The sequence below is a fragment of the Pseudomonas umsongensis genome, from assembly GCF_012647205.1.
GTDB lineage: Bacteria > Pseudomonadota > Gammaproteobacteria > Pseudomonadales > Pseudomonadaceae > Aquipseudomonas > Aquipseudomonas umsongensis.
Genome location: NZ_CP051487.1, coordinates 6289084 through 6306735 on the forward strand (window position 1 = coordinate 6289084; position 17652 = coordinate 6306735).

9 protein-coding genes and 1 tRNA gene are annotated in these 17652 nt (G+C 59.9%); 8 read left to right on the forward strand and 2 right to left on the reverse strand.

The features are described 5' to 3' along the window. The first annotated feature begins 396 nt into the window (after nucleotides 1-396). The 4 genes from dnaG (at nucleotide 397) to HGP31_RS28580 (ending at nucleotide 8239) form a co-directional block, all read left to right on the forward strand. Nucleotides 397-2367: a DNA primase gene (dnaG, locus tag HGP31_RS28565; RefSeq protein WP_168759035.1), complete on the forward strand. Its 1971-nt coding sequence runs from the start codon at nucleotides 397-399 to the stop codon at nucleotides 2365-2367. A gap of 67 nt (nucleotides 2368-2434) precedes the next feature. Then, nucleotides 2435-4282, forward strand: a complete 1848-nt coding sequence (rpoD, locus tag HGP31_RS28570) for an RNA polymerase sigma factor RpoD (RefSeq protein ID WP_020798824.1) — start codon at nucleotides 2435-2437, stop codon at nucleotides 4280-4282. A gap of 120 nt (nucleotides 4283-4402) precedes the next feature. Beyond that, complete coding sequence (locus HGP31_RS28575; protein ID WP_168759036.1) at nucleotides 4403-8149, forward strand: bifunctional diguanylate cyclase/phosphodiesterase; 3747 nt, start codon at nucleotides 4403-4405, stop codon at nucleotides 8147-8149. Nucleotides 8150-8162: 13 nt separating this feature from the next. Next, nucleotides 8163-8239 (forward strand) — tRNA-Ile (locus tag HGP31_RS28580). Between the two features lie 84 nt (nucleotides 8240-8323). Here HGP31_RS28580 and HGP31_RS28585 read toward each other — a convergent pair. Both HGP31_RS28585 and HGP31_RS28590 read right to left on the reverse strand, forming a co-directional pair. After that, nucleotides 8324-9001, reverse strand: coding sequence for a zinc metalloprotease (locus HGP31_RS28585; protein WP_042955514.1), 678 nt, complete (start codon nucleotides 8999-9001; stop codon nucleotides 8324-8326). A gap of 391 nt (nucleotides 9002-9392) precedes the next feature. Next, the gene (locus tag HGP31_RS28590) at nucleotides 9393-11747 is read right to left on the reverse strand and encodes a glucose/quinate/shikimate family membrane-bound PQQ-dependent dehydrogenase (RefSeq protein WP_168759037.1); all 2355 of its coding nucleotides are present in this window, start codon (nucleotides 11745-11747) and stop codon (nucleotides 9393-9395) included. 185 nt (nucleotides 11748-11932) lie between these two features. Here HGP31_RS28590 and HGP31_RS28595 point away from each other — a divergent pair, with 185 nt between their 5' ends. From HGP31_RS28595 to pqqF, 4 genes are all read left to right on the forward strand, one after another. After that, nucleotides 11933-12394, forward strand: a complete 462-nt coding sequence (locus HGP31_RS28595) for an Lrp/AsnC family transcriptional regulator (RefSeq protein ID WP_008061529.1) — start codon at nucleotides 11933-11935, stop codon at nucleotides 12392-12394. Between the two features lie 183 nt (nucleotides 12395-12577). After that, entirely contained in the window at nucleotides 12578-14260 is a 1683-nt protein-coding gene (locus tag HGP31_RS28600; protein ID WP_020798843.1) for a flavin monoamine oxidase family protein, read from the forward strand. A 12-nt stretch (nucleotides 14261-14272) separates the two neighbouring features. Continuing rightward, entirely contained in the window at nucleotides 14273-15067 is a 795-nt protein-coding gene (locus tag HGP31_RS28605) for a carbon-nitrogen hydrolase family protein (protein ID WP_168759038.1), read from the forward strand. A 48-nt stretch (nucleotides 15068-15115) separates the two neighbouring features. Continuing rightward, a complete protein-coding gene (gene pqqF / locus HGP31_RS28610; RefSeq protein ID WP_168759039.1) occupies nucleotides 15116-17545 on the forward strand; it encodes a pyrroloquinoline quinone biosynthesis protein PqqF in 2430 nt (809 codons plus the stop codon). Nucleotides 17546-17652 lie beyond the last annotated feature (107 nt).

The following is a 17652-nucleotide window of genomic DNA, read 5'->3' on the forward strand; positions in this document are numbered from 1 at the left end:
TCGAAGCCGCAGATGCGACTGAGACAAATCTGCTTCACCGCGTCAGACCTGGCTCTTTTGCCAGCGGTGCACGTCTTTTCTGACGAGCCTTTCAAGGCTACTGACGAGCACACCCACTGATTCCTCTCACGACGATCAGCCCAAGGCACCTGTTTGCGTGCCGAATTACGAGCTATCCGAGACCATTGACTGGTCGCAGCCGGATTCAGCGTAACATTTTCAAATAGTCGAATACTGATGAGCAGTAACGTCAGTGGATTTTCGACAGATACACTTCCCGACAGCGATCATGCAGGCGATACCGGTCGAGCCGCACACTTTGCGCGCCTCAAGTAATGACCCGCGCTCAGCTACCCTTCGCCTCGGTTCCTTTTCAGCGCAGATGACGAGAACGCCATGGCCGGGCTAATTCCCCAGAGCTTCATTGACGACCTTCTGAACCGCACCGACATCGTCGACGTGGTCAGCTCGCGCCTGCAATTGAAAAAGGCCGGAAAAAACCATACGGCCTGCTGCCCGTTCCACAAAGAGAAAACCCCCTCTTTCAGCGTGAGCCCCGACAAGCAGTTCTATTACTGCTTCGGCTGCGGCGCTGGCGGCAATGCCCTGGGCTTCATCATGGACCACGACAACCTGGATTTCCCCCAGGCTGTCGAGGAACTGGCCAAAGCCGCCGGAATGGAAGTCCCCCGCGAAGAAAGTGGGCGCTCGCACAAACCGCGGCAGCCAACCGACTCGCCGCTGTACCCACTGCTCACAGCCGCCGCCGATTTCTATCGCGCCGCCCTGAAAAGTCATCCGGCACGCAAAGCCGCCGTGGACTACCTCAAAGGTCGCGGGCTGACCGGTGAAATCGCCCGGGACTTCGGCCTGGGCTTTGCGCCACCTGGGTGGGACAACCTGTTCAAGCACTTGAGCAGCGATACCCTGCAACAAAAAGCCATGATTGATGCCGGCCTGCTGATCGAGAACGCCGAAACCGGCAAACGCTACGACCGCTTTCGTGACCGCGTGATGTTCCCGATCCGCGACAGTCGCGGGCGTATCATCGCGTTTGGTGGCCGGGTGCTGGGCGACGACAAACCCAAGTACCTCAATTCACCGGAAACTCCGGTCTTCCATAAAGGCCAGGAACTCTACGGCCTGTACGAAGCGCGCAAGAACAATCGCAACCTCGACGAAATCATCGTCGTCGAGGGCTACATGGACGTCATCGCCCTCGCCCAGCTAGGCTTGCGCAATGCCGTCGCGACCCTGGGCACCGCCACCAGCGAAGAGCACATGAAACGACTGTTTCGAGTCGTGCCCAGCGTGCTGTTCTGTTTCGACGGCGACCAGGCCGGCCGCAATGCGGCCTGGCGCGCACTGGAAGCGACACTGACAAGCCTGCAGGACGGTCGCCGCGCGCGATTCCTGTTCCTGCCCGAGGGTGAAGACCCGGACACCCTGGTCCGCTCCGAAGGCACCGACGCCTTTCGCGCACGGATCAACCAGCACGCGCAGCCGCTGGCCGATTACTTCTTCCAACAACTGACCGAAGAGGCCGACCCTCGCTCGCTCGAAGGCAAGGCCCACATGGCCACCCTCGCCGCACCGCTGATCGACAAGGTCCCCGGCGCCAACCTGCGCACCCTGATGCGCCAGCGGCTGCTGGAAATCACCGGACTGAGCGGCGAGGCGGTGAGCCAACTGGTACACAGCGCGCCTCATGACGCGCCACCGGCCTATGACCCTGGCATGGATTACGATGCCATGCCGGACTACTCCGACTTCCACCAACCCCAGGAGGCCTACACGCCCCAGCAGGAGTGGACGCCGAAGAAATCCGGGGCCGGCGGCAAGAAATGGGACAAGAAACCCTGGAGCAAGAACGGCAAGCGCGGTGATCGCGACGAGCCTTACGCCCCACGCAAGCCAGTCGCAGTGGAAGCCCCGACGCTTATCGCTTTGCGCACACTGATTCACCACCCGCAACTGGCCAAAAAAGTTGAGAGTGCCGATCACTTTGCCAACGAGAGCAACACGTACGCTCAGGTACTAATCGCCCTGATCGAGGCTGTGCAGAAAAATCCTGGGCTAAACTCTATTCAGTTGATGGCCCGCTGGCACGGCACAGAGCAAGGACGCCTATTGAGAGCCCTCGCAGAAAAGGAATGGCTAATTGACGGCGATAACCTTGAACAACAGTTTTTAGACACCATTACTAGGTTATCCGCGGGCCAGCACACGCAGACCCTCGATGACCTCATCAAGAAAGCAAGGCAGCCGGGATTGTCGGCTGAAGAGCAAATTCAGATAGCTAAACAGATGCGCGACCTCTTAAAACAGAATGTTTCCGCATCAAACCCGACCTCAACTGGCGCGTGAGGTCATAGCTCAGGTATAATCCTCGGCTTGTTTTTTGCCCGCCAAGACCTTCAGTGGATAGGGTGTTATGTCCGGAAAAGCGCAACAGCAGTCTCGTATTATTGAGTTGATCAAACTGGGTCGTGAGCAGAAGTATCTGACTTACGCCGAGGTCAACGACCACCTGCCCGAGGATATTTCAGATCCAGAGCAGGTGGAAGACATCATCCGCATGATTAACGACATGGGGATCCCCGTACACGAGAGTGCTCCGGATGCGGACGCCCTTATGTTGGCCGACGCCGATACCGACGAGGCCGCTGCGGAAGAAGCCGCCGCCGCGTTGGCAGCGGTGGAGACCGATATCGGTCGCACCACTGACCCAGTGCGCATGTACATGCGCGAAATGGGTACGGTCGAGCTCCTCACGCGTGAAGGCGAAATTGAAATCGCCAAGCGTATTGAAGAGGGTATCCGTGAAGTGATGAGCGCAATCGCGCACTTCCCTGGCACGGTTGATCATATTCTCTCCGAATACACTCGCGTTACCACCGAAGGTGGCCGCCTGTCCGACGTCCTGAGCGGTTATATCGACCCGGACGACGGTATTGCGCCGCCTGCTGCGGAGGTTCCGCCGCCGATCGACACCAAGACCGCGAAAGCGGATGACGATTCCGACGACGATGACGCCGAAGCTTCCGATGACGAAGAAGAAGCCGAAAGCGGTCCGGATCCCATCATCGCCGCCCAGCGCTTTGGTGCTGTCGCCGATCAGATGGAAATCACCCGCAAGGCGCTGAAAAAGCACGGTCGCCACAACAAGCTGGCGATTGCCGAGCTGTTGGCCCTGTCCGACCTGTTCATGCCGATCAAACTGGTTCCGAAGCAATTCGAAGGCCTGGTCGAGCGTGTGCGCAGTGCCCTGGATCGTCTGCGCCAGCAAGAGCGTGCAATCATGCAGCTCTGCGTTCGTGATGCACGCATGCCGCGTGCCGACTTCCTGCGCCAGTTCCCGGGCAACGAAGTCGACGAAAGCTGGAGCGATGCACTGGCCAAAGGCAAAAGCAAATACGCTGAAGCCATCGGTCGCGTGCAGCCGGATATCATTCGTTGCCAGCAGAAGCTGACCGCGCTGGAAACCGAAACCGGTTTGACGATCGCCGAGATCAAGGACATCAACCGTCGCATGTCGATCGGTGAGGCCAAGGCCCGCCGCGCGAAGAAAGAGATGGTCGAAGCGAACTTGCGTCTGGTGATCTCCATCGCCAAGAAGTACACCAACCGTGGCCTGCAGTTCCTCGACCTGATCCAGGAAGGCAACATCGGCCTGATGAAAGCGGTAGACAAGTTCGAATACCGCCGCGGCTACAAATTCTCGACTTATGCCACCTGGTGGATCCGTCAGGCGATCACTCGCTCGATCGCCGACCAGGCCCGCACCATCCGTATTCCGGTGCACATGATCGAGACGATCAACAAGCTCAACCGCATTTCCCGCCAGATGTTGCAGGAAATGGGTCGCGAACCGACCCCGGAAGAGCTGGGTGAACGCATGGAAATGCCTGAGGACAAGATCCGCAAGGTATTGAAGATTGCAAAAGAGCCGATCTCCATGGAAACCCCGATCGGTGATGACGAAGACTCCCATCTGGGTGACTTCATCGAAGACTCGACCATGCAGTCGCCAATCGATGTTGCAACCGTTGAGAGCCTTAAGGAAGCGACTCGCGAAGTGCTGTCCGGCCTTACTGCCCGTGAAGCCAAGGTACTGCGCATGCGCTTCGGTATCGACATGAATACCGACCACACCCTCGAGGAAGTTGGTAAGCAGTTCGACGTTACCCGCGAACGGATTCGTCAGATCGAAGCCAAGGCGTTGCGCAAGCTGCGCCATCCGACGAGAAGCGAGCATCTGCGCTCCTTCCTCGACGAGTGATACCAGAACCCCCGGCCCAGGCCGGGGGTTTTGTTTTTGCAGATAATTCCCCCGCTCCACCCCACCCGCCGATTTGCCCGTCTACACTCGAAACATTCCCCGAGCCATAACGAGACCGTTATGCCCAGACTGCCGACCGTGTGTTTTTTGCTGTCGCTGATGACCTGGACCGCAACGGCTGGCGCGCTGACTCTCACTGACGAAGAACGTAGCTGGCTGGCGGCCCATCCGGACCTGCGCCTGGGTGTCGATGCATCCTGGCCGCCCTTTGAGTTTCGCGACGACCAAGGGCGTTACCAGGGCCTTGCTGCAGACTATATCGACCGTATTCGCCAGCGGCTGGCCATCAAGCTCACGCCCATTGAGCCCGTGAGCTGGACGGTGGTACTGGACCAGGCCAAGCAAGGCAAGCTGGACCTTTTGCCGGGCATCATGTCGACCCCGGAACGCCAGGCCTACCTGTCATTCACCCGTCCCTACCTGGACTTCCCGATCGTCATCCTGGCGCACGTCGGAGGCGCCCAACCGCGCAAACTCAAAGACCTGTACGGGCTAAAAATCGCCGTAGTGGAAAACTACGCACCTCACGAACTGTTGCGCACCCACCATCCCGATTTGAACCTGGTGGCGATGCCCAATGTCAGCTCCGCTTTACAGGCGCTGGCTACCGATGAAGTAGACGCCGTGGTAGGCGATCTCGCTTCCAGCGTCTGGAGTCTGCGCCAGCTCAAACTCGACGGGCTGTACGTCAGCGGCGAAACTCCCTACCGCTACCAGTTGGCAATGGGTGTACCCCGTGACAACAAAATGCTGGTCGGCATTCTGGATAAAGTCCTCGCCGACATGACACCTGCTGAAGTCAGTTCGATCCAGGAACATTGGGTCGGCAACGTACTGGATCATCGAACATTCTGGTCTGATCTATTGGTCTACGGCTTGCCTGGGCTACTTTTACTGATCGCCGTGCTCGCCGCCGTGATCCGCGTCAACCGCCGCTTGAGTTCGGAAATCGCCCGCAGGGTCAACCTGGAGCAGGAACTGCGCAGCAGCGAATACCACTACCGCGGGCTGGTGGAGAGCCTTTCGGCCATCGCCTGGGAAGCGCGGATGAGCGACTTCACCTACAGCTACGTGTCGCCCCATGCCGAAGACCTGCTCGGTTACCCCTTGTCGCATTGGCTGATCCCAGGCTTCTGGCGCAACATCATCCACCCCGCCGACCTCACCCGCGCGCAGAGTTTCTGCGACCACGAAGTGTTGGCCGGGCGTGACCACACTCTCGATTACCGGGTCATCACCGCTGACGGTCGTTGCATCTGGGTCCGCGACATCGTCAGCCTGATCGAACACGGTCATGAGCCGGTGATGCGCGGCTTGATGATCGACATCAGCGAGACCAAACGCACCGAAGAAGCACTGCGCTTGTCTGAACAGAAGTTTGCCTCGGTGTTCCAGCAGTGCCCAGACATCCTGGTGATCGCACGCCTGAGTGACGGTTGCCTGCTGGAGGTCAACGATGCGTTCGAAGAACAGATCGGCCTAAAGGCCGAAGACGTGATCGGCCAGACTGCCACCGACTTGAACATCTGGGGTATTCCGGGTGTCGGGCCCGGGCTGCTGCAGCGCTTGCAGGCCGGCAGCATTCGAAACCTGGAGATGCCCTTTCGTCGCAGCAATGGCCAGGTGTTCACCGGCCTGATCTCGGCCGAGCCCTTCGACCTCGATACCACCCCGGCGCTGGTCGTCGTGGTGCGAGACATCACCCAGCTCAAGGAAACCCAGCAACAACTGCAAACCTCCGAAGAAAAGTTCGCCAAGGCCTTCCACGCCTCCCCAGACGGCTTGCTGCTGTCGCGCCAGAGCGATGGCCTGCTGTTGGAGGTCAACGAGGGGTTCAGCCGCATTACCGGCTTCAACAGCGCGATGTCGGTGGATCGCTCGGCCCTTGACCTGGGGATCTGGGTCAACCTCAACGAGCGCAAACAAATGCTCGACCTGTTGCACCGGGATGGTTTCGTCCGCGATTTCAGCTGCCATATCCGCCGCAGCGATGGGCAGATCCGCCTCTGCGAAGTCTCCAGCCGTCCGCTACCGATCGGTGACGACGACTGCATGCTGACCATCGCCCGGGACATCACCGAACGCCACCTGATGCAGGAAAAACTGCAGCAGGCCGCGACGGTATTCGAGAGCACCGCAGAGGGCGTGTTGATCACCGATACCCAGCAGCACATCAGTGCGGTCAACCGCGCCTTTACCGAAATCACCGGCTACAGCGAAAGCGAAGCACTGGGGCACACCCCGCGCCTGCTTGCCTCGGGCCTGCATGACAGTGCGTTCTACGCGGCCATGTGGCATCAACTGACCGACGAAGGTCATTGGCAAGGCGAGATTTCCAACCGACGCAAAAATGGCGAACTCTATCCCAGCTGGTTGACCATTAGCGCCGTACGAAATCGTAACAACTTCATCACGCACTTCGTGGCTGTGTTCGCCGACATCTCCAGCCTCAAGCACGCCCAGGCCAAACTGGACTACCAGGCTCACCACGACCCGCTGACCGGTCTGCCAAACCGCACGTTGTTCGAAAGTCGCCTGCTCAACGCGCTGAATCACCAGAAGGAAAACGGCGGTCAGGGCGCAGTGCTGTTCCTGGATCTGGACCGTTTCAAACACATCAATGACAGCCTCGGTCACCCGGTCGGCGATCTTTTGCTCAAGGGGATTGCCGTGCGTCTCAAGGAGCAGTTGCGAGACATCGACACTGTCGCGCGCCTGGGCGGCGACGAATTCATCATCCTGCTCCCGGGCCTGCAGCAACCCAGCGACGCCGACAACATCGCCACCAAGCTGCTCAATTGCTTTACCGCGCCGTTCCAGGCGGGTGAGCATGAGTTTTTCATCAGCTCCAGCATCGGCACCAGCCTCTACCCCAAGGATGGCAGTGACGTAGCCACGCTGATCAAAAACGCCGACGCAGCGATGTACCGCTCCAAGGCCAAAGGCCGTAACCGCGTAGAAAGCTATACCTGCGACCTCACCGCTCAAGCCAGCGAGCGTGTGGCGCTGGAGCACGAACTGCGACGCGCCATCGAGCGCAATGAACTGCACCTGTGCTACCAACCCAAGATCAGCCTCGACGACTATCGCCTGGTGGGGGCCGAAGCGCTGATTCGCTGGCGTCATCCGACCTTCGGCGAAGTGCCGCCCGAACACTTCATCTCACTTGCCGAAGAAAACGGCATGATCCTGCAGATAGGCGACTGGGTACTCGAGACCGCCTGCCGGCAGATGTTCGAATGGAACCAGATGTACGAAGGCCTCGGCCCACTGTCGGTCAACCTCGCCGGTGCCCAGCTGCGCCAACCGAATCTTTTGGGGCGAATCGAACAACTGCTCAAGGACAACCGCCTCAATCCCGGTTGCCTGCAACTGGAGATCACCGAAAACTTCATCATGAGCCAGGCCGAAGAAGCGCTCGCCGTGCTGCACCAACTCAAGCATCTGGGTGTGCAATTGGCGATCGACGACTTCGGCACCGGGTACTCCTCGCTGAGTTACCTCAAGCGCCTGCCGCTGGACATACTCAAGATCGACCAGTCCTTCGTCCGCGGCTTGCCGGACGACCCCCACGACGCCGCTATCGTGCGCGCCATTATCGCGCTCGGTCGAAGCATGCAATTCACGGTCATCGCCGAAGGCGTCGAAACCCAGGCGCAGCAGCAATTCCTGGCTGCCGAAGGCTGTGAGCAGATCCAAGGCTACATCGTCAGCCTGCCCCTGCCCCCTGACGAATTCGCCGCGACGTTTCTTCGTACAGCAGTAATGGATTTTTCGGATAGCACAGCCGCGAAACCATCGCTATAATCCGCGACCAATGGGGCCTATAGCTCAGTTGGTTAGAGCAGAGGACTCATAATCCTTTGGTCCACGGTTCAAGTCCGTGTGGGCCCACCAAACAAGAAAGCCGCGCAATGCGCGGCTTTTGCGTTTCTGAAGGGTCCGATTGAGCGGCGACGAACTTCAAGGACTATCGGCGGCTCATCTATTAAATACACGCTCCGACCTTTCGGGGCCTCCAATTGTCATTGACGGAATGGCTTGCACTGCCCGCAGCCGCTCCAACGTTGGCCCGGTGTACACAACCTCATACGTATCCGCCGCCCGTCCCCACTGCTCCACGATAACCATGCCGTCAACCAAGACCGCTGCCAATTCGGCAATGATCCCAGACAGTTCTTCCACGATGTCTTGAGTTCGCTGCCACACGCGATCCGTCAGCATTTTAAGCTCAGCCGTTATACGCTCGGATGAAGCCGGATCGGTCTCGGGGTAGAGGATATTGCGCAGCAGGTGCTGCAACTCCCGGATCTTTGCGTAATCCTGATGTGCGCCCTGCTCGCCTTTAAGGATGGCTGTCGCTTTCAACCTGTCGACGCGCTGCCCGGCTGATTTTTTTAAAGGCAGGGTCTGCGCCATCGCGCCAGCCAGGAGGACCATCATCCGGGCCTCCAGATGTTGCTTCATGGCGTCTATCGACGGAATGGACCGCACCAGGCTGATGGACGCCCCGCCTTGGTGCCGCAAGTCCATGGTCACCGTCAGGTTCACGCTGCCCGTGGCAAAACCCAAGGCACGGGCCACGACGTAGTGGCCCATTTCGTGATGTGCGATCTGCCAGGCGTGATCCCTTACAGCGGGCGGCAACTTCTTCGTCATGACCTGTCCCCTCGCGCCACGGCCTCAATTGAGCGTTCCTTTACGATTTGTCATACATCACAGACCCAATGGGGGTCCAGGGTCAATCATCAAAACCCGAATCGAACCACCGTTCGCCAGATGTTCTCCAGCAGCCCCTTGGCACCTTCACAAACCTCTCCGCGATCCAGCGCCACGGAAAAATCAATGATAGGCAAGTGGACCCCGCCGTGTATGTCAGACACGACCTGAAATGGCGTTGCTTTTTTCCCTCCCAATTAGCGCCCACGAAAAAGCCGCGACATTGCGCGGCTTTTTCGTGGGAGGGTTCAGTCAGCTTGCCTGAATTGCCGAGTTATCGTTCTTCGCGGGCAAGCCTCGCTCCTACGGTTTGTGAGAATGGACACGTTATCTATGGCAATGCGTAGGCAATCACATAATCACCACGGTCCGGCGACTGACGTGCACCGCCAACGGTGAGCAGGATGTACTGCTTGCCCGTTTTCGGCGAGACATAGGTCATCGGGCCGGACTGGCTGCCCACCGGCAACCGCGCCTTCCAGATTTCCTTGCCGTTGCCGGTATCGAAGGCGCGCAGGTAGAAGTCCTGGGTGCCGGCGAAGAACAGCAGGCCCGACTGGGTGGCGAGCGAGGCGCCCAGGGTCGGCATGCCGATCGGGATCGGCAGGTGCATGCGGATGCCCAGTGGGCCGGTGTCCTGTACGGTGCCGACCGGTACCTGCCACATCAGTTTGTGGGTCTTGAGGTCGATGGCGGACATGGTGCCGAACGGTGGTTTCTGGCACGGAATACCGACCGCCGAAAGGAAACGCTCACGCATGGCGCCGAACGGTGTGCCTTCCTGGGGTACCACGCCCATTTCGATGCCACTGGCCCCGGCTTTGATCTTGTCGCGCGGGATCATGTAGTTGGCCAGGCCCAGGCGCATGTCGTTGACGAACATGTAGTTCGTGTTCGGGTCGACCGAGACGCTGCCCCAGTTCATCCCGCCCAGCGAGCCCGGGAATTGCAGGGCGCGATCCATGCCTGGCGGGGTGTAGACGCCTTCATGACGCATGCCTTTGAACTGGATGCGGCACATCAACTGGTCAAACGGAGTGGCTCCCCACATGTCGGACTCGGTCAGGGTCTTGTTGCCGATTGACGGCATGTCCACCGAGAACGGCTGGGTCGGCGAGTAGCGTTCGCCAGGCACATTGCCCTGCGGCACTGGACGCTCTTCGACCCGCGCTATTGGCACGCCGGTTTCGCGGTTGAGCAGGAAAATCTCCCCCTGCTTGGTCACTTGCGCCAAGGCCGGCTGGGTGCCGCCCTTGTCGTCCGGCACGTCATACAACAGCGGCTGTGCAGGCAGGTCGAAGTCCCACAGATCGTTGTGGGTGGTCTGGAAGTGCCAGCGCACCTGACCGGTTTTCACATCGAGGGCAACGATGGACGAGTTCCATTTGTTGTCCATGTCGGTCCGCTGGCCGCCGAAGAAGTCCGGTGTCGCGTTGCCGGTTGGCAGGTAGACAAGACCGAGCTTGGCGTCATAGGACATCGCCGACCAGACGTTCGGCGTACCCCGGGTGTAGGTCTCGCCGGCCGGTGGGCGTTTGGTGGTGTTCGGGTTTCCCGGATCCCACGCCCACACCAACTCGCCGCTGCGCACGTCGTAGGCACGGACCATACCTGGCGGCTCGCCAGTGGAGTAATTATCGGCGACACGGCCACCGACGATCACCACCTCCCCTGCGACCAACGGGGTCGAGGTCTGCTGGTAGTAACCCGGTTTGACTTCACCCATGTCGGTGGTCAGGTCGACGGTGCCCTGGTTGCCGAACTCTTCGCACGGCTTGCCGGTTTCGGCATTGATGGCGATCAGGCGAGCATCGCCGGTCGGCAGGAACAGACGTTTCGTACAAGCGCTTGGCTGCTCGGCTACAGGCGCAGCGCCAGCATCGAAGTAGCCCAGGCCACGGCAACGCTGCCAGTTGGGCGCGGTGCCTTGCGGGTCGAACTTCCAGCGCTGGGCGCCAGTGTCGGCGTCCAGGGCGAAAACCTTGCCGTACGCGGTGCAGGTGTAGACCGTGTCACCGATCTGCAACGGGGTGTTCTGATCTTCGGCACCGGCGCCGGTGCTTTGCGGGATATCGCCGGTGCGGAAGGTCCAGGCCACCTGCAATTTGTCGATGTTGCCTTTGTTGATCTGGTCCAGCGCGGCGAAGCGGTTGCCGGCGGTGGTATTGCCCCAGTGCGCCCAGTCCTTCTGTTCGGTACCTGGTACCACCGGCGTGACGGCCGGTTCAGTGGTGGCCTTGACCACCGGGGTCGGTACGAACATGTAGGCCAGCGTCGCGACGACACCGACACCCAGCAGCCCGGCCAGGCCATAGGCGCCTCGACCTGCGGTTGCGCCGGAAGCGCGCACCAGCGCCGGATAAATCAATGCGACGACCAGGCCGATGACGGCAAAGGTCAGCACGCGCGAGACCAATGGCCAATATTCGAGACCGGCATCCCACACGGCCCAAACGGCCGTGAGGATCAGCGCCAGACCATAAAGCCACGCCCCCAGCGGTCTACGCCGGGCAATCATCAGCCCCGAGACCAGCATCGCCAGGCCCATCAGCAGGAAATACCAGCTGCCACCGAGGGTGATCAGATACCCGCCGCCACCAGCCAAACCGAGTCCGATCAGTGCAATCAGGACACCCAGCCCCGTCAGCAGCCATTTGCTGCCGCCGGCAGCCCCAGAATTATTCATGTCGGAATTTTTCCCCATTTGTGACAAGGGCGGAATAATGTACTACCTAGTTACTTATGGCAATTTGTCGCAGGCACAAATGTCATGAACGGTATTGAGGCTAGTCCAGATATCCGTCGCGAGCGCTGCGCGGGATGTGCCTGTAACATGCCTGGACATTGATTCCATGCCGCTGGAGACCGCCCTTGCCTGACACTCGCCCGCCCGTTCTCGACGAAATCGACCGTCAGCTGATTGCCGCCCTGCAGATCAACGCCCGCGAGAGCGTGGCCATGCTCGCCCGGCAATTGGGCATCGCCCGGACCACCGTCACCTCGCGCCTGGCTCGGCTGGAAAAGGCCAAGGTCATTACCGGTTATGGCGTACGGCTTGGCCAGCGCGTGGTGGATGGTGGGTTGCAGGCGTATGTGGGGATTACCGTACAGCCTCGCTCCGGCAAGGAAGTGTTGCGGCGCTTGAGTGCGATGGGCCAGGTGCAGCAGCTGTGTGCGGTAAGTGGCGAATTTGATTATGTCGCTTGGTTGCGCAGCGATTCGCCAGAGCAGCTGGACCAACTGCTGGATCAGATTGGCAGTGTCGATGGGGTGGAAAAGACAACGACGTCGATCATCTTGAGCAGCAAGATCGATCGGGGGCAGCCGGTTTGAAAACTATCCAATGTGGGAGCGGCGGTGGACAGTATGCACAGCGCTATCGTCATATTGATCAGTAATCTGGCAAAACGACGACACTTTGCGTCTTATTAACGTGTTCTACGCTCTCTAGAATGGCTGGCATCTTTTCCTATACTCAGATGCGCACTCCGCGTCGGGTCGACAGCAAGGTCAGCCATGAACAAGAACAATCGCCATCCTGCAGACGGTAAAAAACCAGTCACCATTTTCGGTCCGGACTTTCCTTTCGCCTTCGACGACTGGATCGAACACCCGGCTGGCCTGGGCAGCATTCCCGAACACCATCACGGTGCCGAAGTGGCGATCGTCGGTGCCGGTATCGCCGGACTGGTAGCCGCGTACGAACTGATGAAGCTCGGCCTCAAGCCGGTGGTCTATGAGGCCTCGAAGCTGGGTGGCCGCCTGCGCTCCCAAGCATTCAATGGCACCGACGGCATCGTCGCGGAACTGGGCGGCATGCGTTTTCCAGTGTCATCCACTGCGTTCTATCACTACGTCGACAAGCTGAACCTTGAAACCAAACCCTTCCCCAACCCGCTGACACCAGCCTCAGGCAGTACTGTCATCGATCTGGAAGGCAAGACCCATTACGCACAGAAACTGGCGGATCTTCCTGCCCTGTTCCAGGAAGTCGCCGACGCCTGGGCCGACGCCCTGGAAGCGGGCTCGCAGTTCTCCGATATCCAGCAGGCCATCCGCGACCGCGACGTCCCGCGACTCAAGGAGCTGTGGAACACCCTCGTGCCACTGTGGGACGACCGCACTTTCTACGATTTCGTTGCCACCTCCAAAGCCTTCGCCAAACTGTCGTTCCATCACCGCGAAGTGTTCGGCCAGGTTGGTTTCGGTACCGGTGGCTGGGACTCTGACTTCCCCAACTCGATGCTGGAAATCTTCCGCGTGGTGATGACCAACTGCGACGATCACCAGCATCTGGTGGTCGGTGGCGTGGAACAAGTGCCACAGGGCATCTGGCGCCATGTCCCGGAGCGCTGCGTGCACTGGCCGCAAGGTACCAGCCTCAAGTCATTGCACAGCGGTGCGCCACGTTCCGGCGTGAAGAAAATCGCCCACGCGCCGGACGGCCGCTTTGCGGTCACCGACAACAACGGCGATACCCGCGAATACGCGGCGGTGCTGACCACCTGCCAGAGCTGGCTTTTGACCACCCAGATCGAATGCGATGAAACCCTGTTCTCGCAAAAGATGTGGATGGCCCTGGACCGCACCCGCTACATGCAGTCGTCGAAAACCTTCGTGATGGTCGACCGCCCGTTCTGGAAGGATAAAGACCCGGAAACCGGACGCGACCTGATGAGCATGACCCTCACCGATCGCCTGACCCGCGGCACCTACCTGTTCGATAACGGCGACGACAAGCCCGGGGTGATATGCCTGTCGTATTCGTGGATGAGCGACGCCTTGAAAATGCTCCCGCACCCGGTTGAAAAACGCGTGAAACTGGCGTTGGATGCTCTGAAGAAGATCTACCCGAAAGTGGACATCGCCGCGCGAATCATCGGCGATCCGATCACCGTGTCCTGGGAAGCCGACCCGCACTTCCTCGGTGCCTTCAAGGGCGCCCTGCCCGGCCACTATCGCTACAACCAGCGCATGTACGCGCACTTCATGCAGGACGACATGCCGGCCGAACAGCGCGGAATTTTCATCGCCGGCGACGACGTTTCATGGACGCCGGCCTGGGTTGAAGGTGCAGTGCAGACCTCGCTCAATGCAGTGTGGGGCATCATGAAACACTTCGGCGGTGCAACTCACGCCGAGAATCCGGGTCCAGGAGATGTGTTCAACGAGATCGGTCCGATCGCCCTGCCCGAGTAAGAGGAGTCCGAAATGCGCGTAGCCCTTTACCAATGTCCACCGTTGCCCCTGGATGTCGCCGGCAACCTTCAGCGCCTGCATCAGCTGGCACTGGAAGCAAAGGGCGCCGACTTGCTGGTATTGCCGGAGATGTTCCTGACCGGCTACAACATCGGCGTCGATGCCGTCAGTGTGTTGGCGGAAGTGTACAACGGTGAATCGGCGCAACAGATTGCGCGCATTGCCAAGGCCACCGGGATCGCCATCTTGTATGGCTATCCCGAACGCACCGGGGACGGACAGATCTACAACGCCGTGCAATTGATCGACGCCAATGGCGAGCGTCTGTGCAATTACCGCAAGACGCACCTGTTCGGTGACCTCGACCGTTCGATGTTCAGCGCCGGCACGGACGACTTCCCGATCGTGGAACTCAACGGCTGGAAGCTCGGGTTCCTGATCTGCTACGACCTCGAGTTTCCGGAAAATACCCGGCGCCTGGCCCTGGCTGGCGCCGAGCTGATCCTGGTACCGACCGCCAACATGACCCCGTTCGACTTCATCGCTGATGTCACCGTACGTGCCCGGGCCTACGAAAATCAGTGCTACGTGGCTTATGCCAACTATTGCGGGCACGAAGGCGATATCCAGTACTGCGGCCAAAGCAGCATCGCCGCACCGGACGGCAGCCGCATCGCCCAGGCCGGTCTCGATGAAGCACTGATTGTCGGTGAGCTGGATCGTCAGTTGATGGTCGACTCGCGCGCCGCCAATCGCTACCTGATCGATCGCCGCCCCGAGCTTTACGGCGCGCTGAACAAGCGCTGAGCCACCGTTATCCGCTAGCATTGGCACTTCTCTGTTCTGGAAGTGCTCATGCCTGCGCTGAATCACCCTCGCCCCCACACTGAAACCCTGGCCAACGGCTTGCGGGTGACGCTGCGTCATGCCCCGGATTTGAAGCGCTGCGCGGGGGCGTTGCGAGTTGCCGCCGGCAGCCATGATGTGCCGTTGGCCTGGCCTGGACTGGCGCACTTTCTTGAACACCTGATGTTTCTCGGCACCGAGCGCTTTGCCGCCGATCGAGGGCTGATGGCTTTCGTCCAGCGCCATGGCGGCCAAGTGAATGCGCAAACCTGCGAGCGCACCACCGATTACTTTTTCGAGCTGCCTACCCAGGCGTTTGCCGAGGGTCTTGAGCGGCTGGCAGACATGCTCGCCCATCCCCGGATGGACCTGGACGACCAGCACCGGGAACGGGAAGTGCTCCACGCGGAATTCATCGCCTGGTCGCAAGATGCCGCGGCGCAACAGCAACTGGCCCTGCTGGACGGGCTTAGCGACGCGCATCCGTTGCGCGGTTTTCATGCCGGCAACCGCGACAGCCTGGCGGTGCCGCAACCTGAATTCCAGCAGGCCCTGCAGGATTATTACCAGCGTTATTACCAGACCGGACAAATGACCTTGAGCCTTGTCGGCCCCCAGAGCCTTGATGAGTTGAGGCTGCTGGCCGAAGCATTCGGCAACGTCATTGCCAAGGGCGAGAAGGTTGCGCAACAAGCGCCTACACCGCTGATGGCTGGGGCAGACAACCGTTATCAACAGACCGGCGAGCACCGGCTGGACCTGCTGTTTGCCCTTGAAGCATTACCCGACTCATCGCCCGAAGCACTGGACTTTCTGTGCCATTGGCTGAATTGCGCGAAACCTGGTGGGCTGTTGGCCGAACTGCGCAAACAGGGCCGGGCTGAACATCTCAAGGCACGCTCCTTGTATCAGTTCGCTGGACAAGCCCTGTTGCACATTGAGTTCACGCTGCCTGCCAATGCACCGGCGACCGGGATTGGCGAGCAATTGCAGGACTGGCTGGGCTTTTTCGCCCGACAGGATTGGCGCGGGTTACGCGAGGAATATGCGGCGTTGCGCAAGCGCCAGCAAGGTGTCAGCAGTGCCTTGCAACTGGCCCGACAGGACAGCGAAGAGCGCGAGACAGGGTTATCCGAAGTCGGATTGACCGCCCTCAAGGCGATCCTGGAAATAATCGGTGCTGTGGATAACTTCACCGGCCCGTGGCAACTGCCCGCGCCCAATCCGTTCCTGCAAAGCGAAGCAGCAGCACCCAATGCCGGCTTGATTCGCGGACAAACCAGCGCCCACCGGGGCCTGCGTACCTTTGCCCAAGACCGCTCACGCAGCCGCCGCGAACGTTCGCCAATGCAATTCAGCCAAGCGCTGCCGGATAACACCGCGCAAGGCGCGGTGTATCTGCGCTGGTGCCTCGAGGCGGCCCCCGGCGCCAGCCTTCAATCGCGTCTGGAAGACAACCTGCAAGCGTTGCGCGAAGACGCAGGTCAGGCCGGCGTGGACTTTTCCTTCGGTGCATCGGGCAATCAATGGCTGTTGAAAATGACCGGCCTGCAAGCACCGATGCCCAGCATCCTCGAACACGCGTTAGGCCTGCTGACCCAACCTGAGGCAGCATTATCACAGCTATCACCAGCCCGCCCCGCGTTGATGCCGATTCGACAGCTACTCAAGGTGCTGCCCGATCACTGCCTTGAGCCTACGCCCGAATCGGACAACCTGGCGCAACTGTGGGCGAGTGCTCGCTGGACAGGCCTGGCGAGCGGTTTTTCTACCCAGACTCAATCGGCCATGGGGCTGGTGTTGAGCCGCGTGCCGGGTACTGCGGATACGCAACAGGCACCCACACCGTCAATTCATGCGCAGCACCTGTGGAGCACTATAGAGACCGACTCCAGCGAACACGCACTGTTGCTGTTCTGTCCGACCGCCACCCAGGAACTGGCCGACGAAGCCGCCTGGCGTCTGCTCGCCCATCTCTGTCAGACGCCCTTCTATCAGCGCCTGCGGGTAGAGTTGCAGTTGGGCTACGCAGTGTTCAGTGCCCTGCGCCAGATCCACGGGCAGACCGGGATGCTGTTAGGAGTGCAATCGCCGAACGTTGTCGCTGCAGAGCTCGTGCAGCACATCGAACAATTCCTCAGCGCATTGCCGGCGTTGGTGCAGGCACTCGACGAGAATGCCTTCATCGCCCAACGCCAAGCCCTGGCAGATCAGTTTTCCAGCGCCGCCCTGACGACAATCCAGGCCGCGGAAATGCTCTGGCAGGGCAAACTGGCGGGCCGCCCGTCGGATTATCTGATGCAGTTGCCCCAGGCCATTCTCCTGACCGATCGCGCCGCACTACTGGCCGCAGTTGAGCGATTGATCCAGGCCGACGGTGGCTGGCGCTGCCTGGCGAACACCCCTGCACCCGGCGCACCTTGGCAAGCGATAAAATGATCATTGCCTAGACTGTAAGGAGCTTTTTCAAAGTTTCATGGGCAATCCCTGTGAAATTTTGAGTAACATAGCAGCCTAACTATTTGGAACATCTCTAACCGGAGGTG

Excerpts from the sequence above, each read along its gene's own strand:
- dnaG (WP_168759035.1), top strand. The coding sequence starts at position 397 with ATGGCCGGGCTAATTCCCCAGAGCTTCATTGACGACCTTCTGAACCGC.
- rpoD (WP_020798824.1), top strand. The coding sequence starts at position 2,435 with ATGTCCGGAAAAGCGCAACAGCAGTCTCGTATTATTGAGTTGATCAAA.
- HGP31_RS28575 (WP_168759036.1), top strand. The coding sequence starts at position 4,403 with ATGCCCAGACTGCCGACCGTGTGTTTTTTGCTGTCGCTGATGACCTGG.
- HGP31_RS28585 (WP_042955514.1), bottom strand. The coding sequence starts at position 9,001 with ATGACGAAGAAGTTGCCGCCCGCTGTAAGGGATCACGCCTGGCAGATC.
- HGP31_RS28590 (WP_168759037.1), bottom strand. The coding sequence starts at position 11,747 with ATGAATAATTCTGGGGCTGCCGGCGGCAGCAAATGGCTGCTGACGGGG.
- HGP31_RS28600 (WP_020798843.1), top strand. The coding sequence starts at position 12,578 with ATGAACAAGAACAATCGCCATCCTGCAGACGGTAAAAAACCAGTCACC.
- HGP31_RS28605 (WP_168759038.1), top strand. The coding sequence starts at position 14,273 with ATGCGCGTAGCCCTTTACCAATGTCCACCGTTGCCCCTGGATGTCGCC.
- pqqF (WP_168759039.1), top strand. The coding sequence starts at position 15,116 with ATGCCTGCGCTGAATCACCCTCGCCCCCACACTGAAACCCTGGCCAAC.